7 protein-coding genes are annotated in these 11834 nt (G+C 69.5%); 4 read left to right on the forward strand and 3 right to left on the reverse strand.

Annotation, left to right across the window (positions count from 1 at the left end; genetic code table 11):
* Positions 1-146: 146 nt before the first annotated feature.
* Together ACZ7LS_RS09375 and ACZ7LS_RS09380 are read right to left on the reverse strand one after the other, a co-directional pair.
* Positions 147-383, reverse strand: a complete 237-nt coding sequence (locus ACZ7LS_RS09375) for a helix-turn-helix domain-containing protein (RefSeq protein ID WP_385136841.1) — start codon at positions 381-383, stop codon at positions 147-149.
* A 35-nt stretch (positions 384-418) separates the two neighbouring features.
* Positions 419-1162, reverse strand: a complete 744-nt coding sequence (locus tag ACZ7LS_RS09380) for a hypothetical protein (protein ID WP_385136843.1) — start codon at positions 1160-1162, stop codon at positions 419-421.
* A gap of 736 nt (positions 1163-1898) precedes the next feature.
* Between ACZ7LS_RS09380 and ACZ7LS_RS09385 the strand changes: the two genes are divergently transcribed.
* Positions 1899-4637 carry a tetratricopeptide repeat protein gene (locus ACZ7LS_RS09385; RefSeq protein WP_385136845.1) on the forward strand — a complete coding sequence of 913 codons (2739 nt, stop codon included), beginning with the start codon at positions 1899-1901 and terminating at the stop codon, positions 4635-4637.
* 30 nt (positions 4638-4667) lie between these two features.
* On the opposite strand, the gene ACZ7LS_RS09390 is transcribed toward ACZ7LS_RS09385, so the two are convergent.
* Positions 4668-5570, reverse strand: a complete 903-nt coding sequence (locus ACZ7LS_RS09390; protein ID WP_382970587.1) for a serine/threonine protein kinase — start codon at positions 5568-5570, stop codon at positions 4668-4670.
* Positions 5571-5608: 38 nt separating this feature from the next.
* Between ACZ7LS_RS09390 and ACZ7LS_RS09395 the strand changes: the two genes are divergently transcribed.
* The 3 genes from ACZ7LS_RS09395 to ACZ7LS_RS09405 are packed head-to-tail and all read left to right on the forward strand — an operon-like array spanning position 5609 to position 11821.
* Complete coding sequence (locus ACZ7LS_RS09395; RefSeq protein ID WP_385136847.1) at positions 5609-7174, forward strand: PD-(D/E)XK nuclease family protein; 1566 nt, start codon at positions 5609-5611, stop codon at positions 7172-7174.
* A 56-nt stretch (positions 7175-7230) separates the two neighbouring features.
* Complete coding sequence (locus ACZ7LS_RS09400; RefSeq protein WP_385136848.1) at positions 7231-8316, forward strand: pPIWI_RE_Y domain-containing protein; 1086 nt, start codon at positions 7231-7233, stop codon at positions 8314-8316.
* Complete coding sequence (locus tag ACZ7LS_RS09405; protein ID WP_382874626.1) at positions 8309-11821, forward strand: pPIWI_RE_Z domain-containing protein; 3513 nt, start codon at positions 8309-8311, stop codon at positions 11819-11821. The genes ACZ7LS_RS09400 and ACZ7LS_RS09405 overlap by 8 nt, the downstream gene beginning before the upstream one ends.
* Positions 11822-11834 lie beyond the last annotated feature (13 nt).

The raw sequence follows: 11834 nt of genomic DNA on the forward strand, positions 1-11834 counted from the left end.
GCATGTCACTCTCGGTGGTGGGAGAGATGCACGGGTAGCGCACCCCGGGGAACGGGGGGGGGGGGGGGGGAGGGGGGTTGTGCGGCCCCGTGGCATCAGCCACGGGGCCGCACGGTGGGGGCACGAGGCACTCCTCTCCTACCTGGTCAGAAACCTGCCCCCGGGTTGTCCGTGTCCGGTTTCAGGTCCACGCTGTACAGCGGACCGTCCTCGATCCCCAGGGTGCGCATCAGTTCGTTGGTCGGAATCCTGTACCTGCCTCCGACGCGGAGGACGGGACAGGGGAACTCGTCCTTGCGGATCAGCCGGTACGCGGTCGTCGAGCCGATCCCGAGCGCTCGGGCCGCCGTGCGCAGATCCACTGCGACGGGCAGTTCGAACATTTCGGTGAAACTGAGTGGGCCCTCTGCCGGGTGGTTCATGCTCGCCTCCCCGCAGGGCGGACCGGCCGGGTGCCCACCCGGCGCCTGGACCGTCGCTTCTTCCGGGGGCCGTGATGCGTCGAACGGTCCTCCGGCGTGCCGTCGGTGTCGGCGAAGGCGCCCTTGCACAGATGCTCCGGGCGCACCCGGAAGCGCAGCGAGGCGCGCAGCCCGTCCGGGCCGTCCGGACGGTCGACCCGCACGTCCAGGCCCTCCTTGGCCGGAGCGTCCGCCTCCCCGTCGGACGCGGTGAGCGCGTGGTCCTGGGCGATGCGCTCGACCACGGTGGAGGGGAGCTCCCGCAGGCCGTGGCGGGCGAAGCGCCATGCCCTGGTGCGCGCCGCGTGGATCAGGGAGGAGTCGGAGAGCTGGCTCGCGGAGTCCGGGGCCGCCAGTTCCTCCAGGAGGGCCAGGACCATCTCGGCCTCCACGTCCGACCGATCGGCACGAAGGCGTGTGCAGACGCGGTGGACCGTCCCGGTTAACCGGGGCAGGGCCAGCCAGATCACCAGGAGTTTCCCCGTGCCGTGTGGAGCGAGGTCACTCAGCGCAGTGCGGAGCACCTCCTTCCAGACCGCGGCGGCGAACTGCGGTTCGGAGTCAGGCCCGTACAAGGCTCCGTGCGTCTCGGCGGCGGTCAGCCGGACCGGCTCTGCCCCCTCGGTGTCCGTAGGAATGGTCACGAGGACCGCGTCGCCGACCCGGGGTTTGTCGAAGTGCTGCCTCACCGAGGCGAACATACTGCTGGATGGTAGGTACATCAGGAAATATCCTCTCTCTGGGCTGAGAGTGCCAAAGGTGGCACGGTGCTGGACGGGCTGAAGTGCTGCGGGGTGGTCACATCACCCCAGATGCGGAAAGAACGGGAAGAAGCCCCAAGGGCCCCACTTTGATGCGTACGTATGCGGTGTTGGTCTTGTCGACCGGGAATCGCCGCCTTCGACCACGAGCGGGTGACAGGTGCGGAAAGGCCGCGAGCTCGCCGGTCGGAGGAGTTCGGAGGGTGGGGCCGAGGTGGGGGTGGGTGCCCGCCCGGGACGGGCACCCACGAGCTATGGAGCTCAGTCGGTCTCGGAGCGTGAGGCGTCCGGCGCCTCGGTGCGCGGGGTCGCCGGCGTGGTGCCCTCGGTCCGGCCGACTACCCGACGACGGCGGCTCGGCGGCCAGTCCGGGGACTGGCGCAGACGGCTCGCCCGACGGTTTCGCTGACGGTTGTTCATAGGGCCTGCGGTTCCTTCCTGATGGGTCAATGGATCACTACGCCGCCATCTCGCGCTTCTGCGAGCGGCTGGTGCCATCGTGCCCGGGGACGAGAGGAGGCCGCGGAGCGGAAACTGAGGGAAAACTGAGACCTGGGGGCGTGAAGAAGCAAGTGCGTGTGAAGCGGCACACCGCAGCGCACAGATGAAGGAGGCGCCGTCGAGGGGCCGAGCCACTGCTTCCGGTGCGGAGAAGGGAAGGCCGATGGAGGGGCACGTGCTGGGACCGGTCGAAGCCGAAGGGGACGGCGGCGGAAGGGTCTTCGGAAGCTCGAAGCCGGCCGCGCTGTTCGCACTTCTGGTGACATCACCGGGCTGCCGAAGCACCAGGCAGGAAATCGCCGAAGTCCTCTGGGAGGGCGTCGAGAACGCCGGCGGCCGGGTGGACCGTGCCGTCTCCGACCTGCGGAAGCAACTGGGCCCGGAGGTCGTGCCCCATGGCGGCAGGTCGGGCTACTGCACGCTCCGCGTACCAGATGGCTCCGTCGACCTTCTCCGTTTCCGCGACGGGGTGGCGAGAGCCGAGGGGCTGAGCCATCGGGCGCGGTTCGAGCAACTCGGAGCGGCCCTGGAGGAGTGGGAGGACGAAGAACCGCTACGCGGGTTGACGGGGAGCGGTTTCCGGCGGCTCCGGGATGAGCTGCGAGCCGAGTTGATGGCCGCTGTGTATGCCCGGCTGGACGCTGCCTGGAGGTGCAGGGAGGAGAAATGGCTCCGTGAGGAAACGGAGAAATGGTTCGAGCGCGCACCGGAACTGCCCGAGGTCTTCCGGTTCTACCTGCTCGCCCACGACGACCTGCCGGAGCGCCGACGTGAACGGCTCATCAAGGCGTGGACGAAGCGCAACAGAAAGCCGGACGCCGACTTGCGGAGCGCCATCGACCAGGTCCGGAGAGTCGTCCACCAGCCGGGCGGGACGCTCCTGCCGCCCGTACCCGACCAGTTGCCCGGCAGCAGACGCAGGCCGATCGGGCAGGACCAACTGATCCGCAGCCTCGTCGAGGCCGTGTGCGCGGAACAGGACGACGGCAACCTGGCGTTGGTCCTCATCAGCGGCATGGCGGGTGTCGGAAAGAGCACGGTGGCCCACCACCTCGCCCTTCGACTGCGGGAGCGGTTCCCCGACGGGGTGCTCTACGGCGGACTGAACGGGTTTGCCGACGGAGACGTGCGGCCCGCCGAACCGGAGGAAATCCTGAACGGGTTCCTGGCCGCGCTGCCGCCCTACACCACAGTGACCGGACCCGAGAGCAAGAGCAATGCGCTGCGGTCGGCACTCGCCCACCGCTCGGTACTCATCGTCCTCGACGACGCGCTCAACGCTCGGCAGGTGCTGCCGCTGCTCCCCGGAGACGGCACCTGCGCCGTGATCATCACCAGCCGCAACGACCTCTTGCGCCTGCAGTCCGAGAGAAGGGTGCTGTTTCACAAGATGGAGCCGCTGCAAGAGGCGGACGCCCTGGAGGTGCTCCAGGAGAAGGTGTCGGCCAAGGACCGGGCGAACTACGCCCAGGCCTTCAGCGATCTGGTCCGCCTCTGCGGCCGGTTGCCGCTGGCCCTTACCGTGGTGGCCCGGCTCCTGGAAGGCGGTGCGCGTCCGCTGCACACCATCCCCGCCCTGGTACAGGAGATGAAGGAGGAGCGGGCGAAGCTGGACACCTTGCATCTGCCGGAGCACGAACTGTCGGTCCGTGCCGCGCTGAACTGCTCCGTGCGCGTGCTGGGTGAGGAGGCCAGGCTGCTGCTGTGGCAGCTCGCAGTCCACCCCGGGCCGAGCGCCTCCTGGGAGGCGGTGATGGATCTCGGGAGGACGGCGGGCGAAGGAGCGCGCACCGACCGGGCGCTGATGGAACTCGTGGCAGCGAATCTTGTGGAGCTCCAGGGCGACCGCTATGGGCTGCACGACCTCGTGCGGGCCTTCGCCCGCCAGCACGTTCAGCCGGGTTCGGACGGAGAGACGGCGGACATCGAGCGGGCGACCGTACGGCAGGTTTTGGAACATCAGTTGCACAACGTCCGCGCCTGTGACCGGGTGCTCGACCACGAGCGCACCCTGCCCATCGGCGAGCCCGAAAGGGTCACGGTCACCGACCCCGCAGAACCGGGGCAGGCGATGGCGTTCCTGGACGGGGAGTACCCCGCCGTCCAGCGAGGCATCCGATTAGCCATCGGCCAGGGCATCGAACGTTACAAATGGCTGCTTTCGATGGCTCTGGTCACCTATCAGTGGCGCCGTCACCTCCTCGACGATGCGTTGAAGAACCTCCGATACGCCGCCGACGCGGCGGAATCCGCCGCCGCCCCGGTCGATTGCGCCATGGTCCATCGGATGTTGGCAGGGACACAGTGGCGGCTCGGCAAGTACGACTCGGCCGTTGGCCACCTGCGCCGGGCCGTCCGACTCAGCAAGGAGGACCACAGCGAGGAAGGCCGGCTGAGTCTGGCCCGGTCGTTGCACCGGCTCGGGATCACCCTGCGCAAGCAGGGCGACTGGATAGGGGCCGAGGAAGCGCTGTTCCAGGCACTGGAGTTGTGCCGGGAGGTCTTCGACGCGGTCGGGGAGGCGGCCACACTGAACGCCCTCGGCGCGCTCCACCACGACCGGGGCGATCACGAGCAGGCGCTTCGCCGGTGCGCCGACGCCCTGGCTGTGGTGGAGCGCACGGTGGAGCGCAGCGGCCTGGCCGACGTGCTGTTCACCCTCGCCAAGGTGAACCTGGCCCGCTCCGAGCGGGACGAGGCCGTCTCCCTGTACCAGCGGGCCTGCGACATCTACCGCGAACAGGAGAACTGGCCCAACGAGGACAAGGCACGGCTGCTCTTCGCGGACGTCCTGCTGTCCGCCGGTAAGTCCGAAGAAGCGGTAAGGGAGTTGGAGAGAGTCATCGTACTGCGCGAGCTGATGGGCGGCGAAGGCGTACGCGAGGTCCGGGAGCTGCTGGAAGGTCTGAGGTGACCCGTTCGACCTGCGACCGCTGGGTCGCCGTCATAGCCGGGGCGGATGGGTGCGGTAGTACTCGGTCGGGTCGGGGCGCAGCCGCTTCGACGGCCGCCGCGAGCCCAGCCGGGGCAGGTACGGGCGGAGCCGGTCGAACACCTCACTGACATCCGCCGGGCGCTCCTCCGCCTCCCACCGGACCATCCACAGCGCGAGTGAGGTGAACTCCGGGGGGAGCTTGGCGAGTAGGTCGGCAGGCAGCACCGGGCCGCCCGGTTCCGCCCGCTCCTCCAGTCCGCCGTAGGGAAGCCGCATGACGGTCATCTCCAGCAAGATGCAGCCGAGCCCGAAAATGTCCGCCCGCCGCGTCAGACCTGAGGGGCACGCGTCGGACTGCTCGGGAGAGGCCCAGCCACGCGTGCCGCGCTCGTGGAGTGTCGGCTCGTCCGCCATGATCGCGTGGCCCATGTCGATGAGACGAAGACGGCCGTCCGGTTGCACGATGACGTTCTCGGGTTTCAGATCACAGTGCACCAGATTCCGGTCGTGCACCTCCCGCAGAATTTCGCACAGTTGGCCGATGACGGACGCGACGGCACCGGGATGTCTGACGGGTCGGGCCGCCAACAGGACGTTCTGCAGTTGGCGTCCCTCGACGAATTCCATGATCAGGCATCGGCGCCCTCGGTGCGTCCCGGTGAAGATGATCTCGGGAATCGCCTGAATTCCCGTCAGCATCATCATGCGAGAGCCCTCTTCGAGAAGGTTCCTGCCAGCCCAGTGGAAATCGCTCTCGGGGCCGAGGTCCCGGGCCTTCTGGAGCTTCAGCGCCACCCTCTCCCCGCTCCCGCGGTCACGGCCGAGGAAAAGGTCGCCCTGACCGCCGTCACCGACCATGTCCAGCACTTCGTAGCGCTTCTCCACATTGCCGATCTCCTCGATCTCCTTCATGGCCAACCTTTTTCCTCCGTACAGAAATGGAGCAGGAAATGTCACAGCCATGGCTGCCCCCCGATGGGGTGACCCGCGCCTCCGAAGTCATCACGGTATCCGCCGGAATGTTCAAGGGAGGAGAATTCCGGTGCCCCGCTGCCGACGCCCTCAAGACCCGCGGCTACCACACCGCCGACCCCGTTCCGCGCCGCCGCGAGCGGCTGGAGCACTTCGCTCTCGGCCCCTTCATGGCCGCCTGCGACACCCGCTCTCGGCCCTCCGGCAGCCCGCCCCGGACACGTACCGCGCCCCTGCACGACGGCCTGAGGACCTGGTCGGACCATGGCGTGAAGGGGTACGAAGCGGCCTTCCCCACCAACCCGGAACGCCCCCTGAACGAGGTCCCCGAGCCGTGGACGTACCGCTACCGGCCGTCCGGCCCCGACCCGCGGAACGCTCAGGAGTACCGCTTCACCGTGTGGGGCCGCTGCCTGGCCTCCGCCGACGGTGCCTACCGTGAACTCCGTCTGCCCGTGCACCGCCTGAACCGGGACCTGCCGCCCGACGGGTTCACCGCCGCTGTCGCCTTGGTGCTGGCCGAGGGCACCCCCGGGCCTCCGCCGGAGCACGTGCGGATTGTGGAGTTCGCGCTGTTCGACGGCCGTACGCGGGAGCTCTTCGCCGGCAGCCGGGCGCAGGCGCTCACCCTGTACCGGGAGCACGGCCCCGATGCCCTGGCCGGCGTACTGGACGGACGGGAATATCGCCCCGGGTCCGCCTGCGGAGGATGCCCCTACCTGTCGGCCTGCCCGGCCCTGCGCGTGGCGCCCGGACTGCTGGGCATCGAGGCGCCGGACCGGCCCCGCCGCACCTGGTCTGTGACCAACGGACGCAACTACCGAGCCTGCCCGGCCCGCGACCACATGCGCCGGCTGCACCTGCCCACGGCGGACTCCGTCGAGCGCGAGGTGACGGCCGAGCGCGGCCGGGCCCTGCACGCCTACCTCGCCGACCGGCACGGCCACGGATCGCCTCGACGGTGCACGGTAGAGGTCCCCGAGGAGTGGGTGCCGGACGGATTCGACCTGCCCGACCACGAACGCACGCTCGGCGCAATCCTGTTGCGGCGGCATGCCGCGGTCTGCCCGCTGCGGTGCGTCGGGAACGGGACGGACGTGCGGACCGAACCCCGGGTGGTGCGGCACGACAGCGCCGCCAACGTGGTGGTGATCGCCGCACCCGACCTTCTCTACCGGGACGCCGGCTCGTGGGTATGGCGCGAGACCAAGACCTCCGCCACCGACCGGCGGTCCAACCGTCCCCTCCTGGAGCTCTACCCCCAACTGGCCCTGGCGGTCGTGCTGATCGCCCGCGGAGATCTGGGCGGCGCTCCGTCCCGTGCCCGGGTCGAGCTGGAGGTGCTGCGCCCCAGCGGCGCCGATCTGGAGATCATCGACCCCTTCGCCTCCGCCAACCGGACCGCGGCCGAGGAAGTCCTGCGGGCAATGGTGGCCGACTGGCACGGTGACGACCGCTACGCGGCCGTGCCCGGACGCTCCTGCGAGCGATGCGAAGTGGCCCGCTGGTGCTCGGCGTCGCCCGCCACCGAGGCCGCGGTATGAGGGCGGGGGCGGCCCGCCGGGCCGGCGGGCCGGATACCAGGGAGGCGCCCGAGGGCGTGGGCAGCGAACTTTTTCGCGAGCTCGCCTGCATGGTGGCGGCCCTCGCCGAGGTCCAGGGACTCCGCTCGTTCGCCCTGCCCTATCCCGGTCTCGCCCAGCGTGCGCTGGACCGCATGGTGATGCACTGTCTCGACGTCGGGGAGACACCGCCGAGGAGCCTTCCGGAACTGTGGGAGTGGTGCCGGGCCAGGCCGGCCGACGATCCGCTCTTCGCGGTTCCCGCCTCCCTGGTCACCCCAGGCGCGACGCTGGTGCACCCGGTCGGCCGGATGCCGACCCGGTCGTGCCTCGAAGTCGCCTCGCACGGGCCTGACGGCGGCGTGGCGGCGGACGCCCGCACACTTCTAAGTGACCTGGAAGTGCGGTACGGAACGGGGGAGCGCTACCGGCAGTGTCGGAGGTTCCTGGCCCGCCACCCGGTGGTCCGCCAGCGGGATCGCTTCGGGTCCGACTGGAGCAAGGCAGTCTGGAGCCGGGTCAAGGAATTCTACGGGCCGCTGCCCGAATCCCTGCTCGTCGACAGCGTCTTCCTGCGCTGTCCCTCGTGCGGGCTCCCAGCGCTGCCTCGGGACGGGGCCGTGCCGGTATCCGGGCCGTCCGCCACCGACGCGGACATCTGGTGCGAGGGGGAGGAATGCCCGCGCGACGATCCTCCGGATCTGATTCGCGATCCGGACCAGACGTGGATCCTGCGGCGTTCGCTGCGGACGTTCCTCGCACTGCCGCACCGGATCGAAGAGGCCGCCCGGGACGCACTGGATCGCGCCGGGATCGAACACGAGGCACTGTCGGGGCCTCTGTCCGCCTACCGGCTGAGGGACACCGGTCCCGAGATCGTGGACATCCAGGTGTACGACCGCCTGCAGCCGGCCCTCCTTGCCGTACATCTCACCGACAGCGCACCCCTCGCGGACCGCACGCTCGTCGTGGTTCCCGCCGTGCTCGCTGGGCGGGACGGCTACCGGGAGGCATTCACCGACGCCCTTCCCGCGCTCCTGCGGGACCGGCTGGTGCTCACCACACCCGTGGACCTCGTGCCCGACCTGGGACGGGCCCGGAAAGAGGAGAACGACGATGCGTAGCATCACCCCGCCCCTGACCGAAGTACTCCGCACACTCCAGGCGTTCCTGGGGCCGTCCGCCCCCAAGCCCGCCCTGGAAGCCCTCTGCCAGGTGGAACTCGGCCTGTACCTCCAGCAGAAGCTGATGCCGGGCAGCCCCGCGGGCAGCGCTTGGGTGTTGTTCAGCGGGTACGGATTCGCCGAGGCGTACGGAGCGCCGCTGCCACCGGGCACCGCACAGACGCTGCGTGTCGCACGGTACTCGCTGTGGACGCTGCGCAGGAGCCGTACCTGGCGCGAGGCGCTGGAGAGCTACCAACTGTTCGACCCCAGGGTGCGCGGCTACGACGTATCGGACACCGAGTCGCCCGCGACCCGCCGCGAACTCTCTGTCGCCGGAGACCGCTTTCCCGTCTACGAGCAACTGCTGCGTGCCGCACCGCCGCTGGCGGGCCGACGCATGCCGGTCGCGGGCCAGGGGCCGCACGCCTTCCCGGTCAGCCGCACCTTGGCCATCGTCGACCTGCCGCCCGTCCCTCACACTCCCCTCGTCGCCCACGACATGGACCTGGAACCGGCCGGCGGCGGAGAGCCCCTGGTTTTCACTAGGAAGAGCCTGGAGCGCACCGCGGCGGAGATGGACGCCACGCACGCCCGCGCCGGCCTGGGAAGGCCGCCGCGCTGGCTGGAGCGGCTGCGGGCCTTCGACTTGTCCACCAAGGAGAACGGCACGTTCCACAAGGCCGCCAAGGATGAGGACTTCACGTTCACGGTCGACGGGATTCAGCACCTGCTCGGTATCGTCGGCGCGGGCAAGAGCACGCTGCGCGACATCATCGCCGTCCATCTCGCCAAGCTCGGCAAGCGCACCACCATTGTGGTCACCGACGTTGCGGAGGTGCTGAAGCTCGTCCGGCTCTACAACCTCTATACCGACAGCGCCGCCGCACCCGTGCTCGGCTCCTCCGGCCGGGAGCGGCACGCCCAGCGGCTGCACCGTCGGCTGGCGGGCCGGGGCGAGCACCGGCTGCTCGCACACGATGACCCGGCCTTCGCCTACCTCGGGACCTCCTGCGTGCTCAACATCAGGCGGCAGGGCGCCACTTCGTCCACCGAGCCGCTCGCCTTCGGTGAGGCACCCTGTTCCCGGCTCCGGCCACCGTCGGACCCGCGGCGCGACAAGGGCGGTGGACGGGCTTCCGAATGGCAGAAGAGGACGACGAGCTGCCCGTTCTGGTCCGCCTGCCCCCGGCACCACGGAGCCCGCACCCTGGTCGGCGCCCTGATCTGGGTGGCCACGCCGGCCGGACTGATCGACGCCTCGCCGCCCCGCTCCCAGAACGGCGAACGCATCCGCTACCTCGAACTCGCCTGCCGCCGCAGCGATCTCGTGATCATCGACGAGGCCGACCGCGTCCAGATGCAGCTTGACCAGACCTTCGCACCCGCCGTCGTCCTCGCCAGCGACGAGGACAAGGGCCTGATCGACCAGCTGAGCCGGCACAAGATCCGGGAACTCGCGGCGAGCGGGCGCACCCAGCTTTCCGAACGGGAGGTGGAGACCTTCGCCGCCGCCCTCAACACCGCCGGATCGGCCACGGACCGGCTGTACGCGATGCTCGTCGCCGGGTACGAGCTGCGCAACTGGGTGCGGACGGGCTACTTCAGCGCCTGGACGCTCCAGCTCGGACTGCTCGACGAACGCTACGAACTCCCCGACGGCAGCGGGCCGGAACATCGGAACCACGCCCCCAGACAGGCCCTCGGCAAGCTTCTCGATGCCTTCCGTGACAACCCCTTCGGCGACCGCCGCCGCAGGACGGAGGAGGACTTCAGCCGACTGACCGCCCTTCTCAACGAACTGCTCCATACCGGCAACCCGGAGAACACCCGGCGCCACGTGACCGAGGTCATGGACGAGGTCTTCCACATCGACCCCCAGTACATGGCTGACCGGAAGCAGAAGTACAAGGAGGTGTACGACGAGTGGCAGCGCGAGGAGGAGGAACGGCAGAAGAAGCGTGGGCGCCGTTGGAAGCCCAAGCCACCGCCCCAGACCCCCGAGCAGTGGCGGCAGAAGCTCGCTGAACGCTTCGAGTTCACGCTGCTGCTCAGTGCCCTGGAACCCCGGCTCGCGATGATCAACGCCATGTGGTCCCGCGTCGAGGCCGCCCTCAGCCTGGGCTACAACACGATGTACCGTCGGCCGCTCGACTACGGCCCGATGGTGCCCGAGGCCCCGATGGGCAACGTACTCGGCTTCCAGTTCCGGGTTCCGGGCGAGGACGAGGGCGGAGTCCGCAGCGGTGAGCTGACCTTCTTCCGGTGCAGTGGCGTCGGACGTGAGCTGCTGCGCGCCCTGCCCCACCTCGCTTCCGTCGACGGGAGGCCAGGAGCCCATCTGCTGCTCATGTCCGGTAGCAGCTGGGCGGGCGCGTCCAGCCGCTACCACGTCTGCGTCCCGGTCGGTGTGATCATCGAGCCGCCGGCCGAAGTGACCGAACGCATCGCGAACGAGAGCCTGATGCGCTTCGAGTTCATCGACGACGGCGACGAGAAGCTGCGCCTGTCGGGAACCCACCCGGACGACCGTCCCGAGAAGCTGCGCCGCATTGCCACCCACCTCGGCGCGGGGGAGTACGACGCACCCGAAGGAGGGCCTTTGGAGCGCGAGTTGCTCTACCTTCGCCCGGGGCGCCGTGACCGCATCCTCCTGCTGGTCGGCAGCTACGCCGAGGCGCGCATCGTTGCCGACACCCTGCACAATCTCAACTCCCGTTGGCGCGACAGCGTGTTGTGCCTGGTCTCGGACGACGAGGAGATCGCCCCGGAGGATGAGGCGCCGTCCGCCTATCGCGCCCGGTCACTGCGCCGGGGCGACGTCGAGCACCTCAAGGACCTTGACGCGGACATCCTCGTGGCACCCCTGTTGGCCGTGGAGCGGGGCCACAACATCCTCAACGACGAAGACGAGGCGGCCATCGGCACGGTCTATTTTCTGGCACGGCCCAATCCGCACCCCGAGGACCTGTCCCTGGCCGTCCACGCCGTCAACGACTGGATCGTCCGCGCCGTCACCGGCGGTGACTTCGATACCTGGGCACGGGGACAGGCCACCGTCGAGGAAGGTGCCGACGAGATCCGCCGCCTCGCCCGTTCGCGCTGGTACCAGGTACTCGCCCGTTCAATGGCGTGGAGCCGCCTCGACGACGAGGCGCGGGAGCAAGTCACCTGGGACATGCTGGTCCTGATGTGGCAGGTGATCGGGCGGCTGGTGCGCGGCGGCGTACCGGCCAGGGTGGTCTTCGTCGACGCCGCCTTCGCCCCGAACCGCGAAGCCGTTCCACCGCGAACCGACACCCCCGCGTCCAGCCTGCTGCACAGCGTGCTCGACGTGCTGAACCCGTACTTCGACGGCGGCACGAAGAGCGCGGAGGAGCAGTTCATCGCCCGCGCCCTGTACGAACCGCTCCGGCGCATGCTCACTCGACTGCTCGCCCCTGTTCCCGCCCCGGCCTACCCGTAAGCGTCGAACTCCA

The sequence above is a fragment of the Streptomyces sp. NPDC039430 genome (assembly GCF_055639435.1).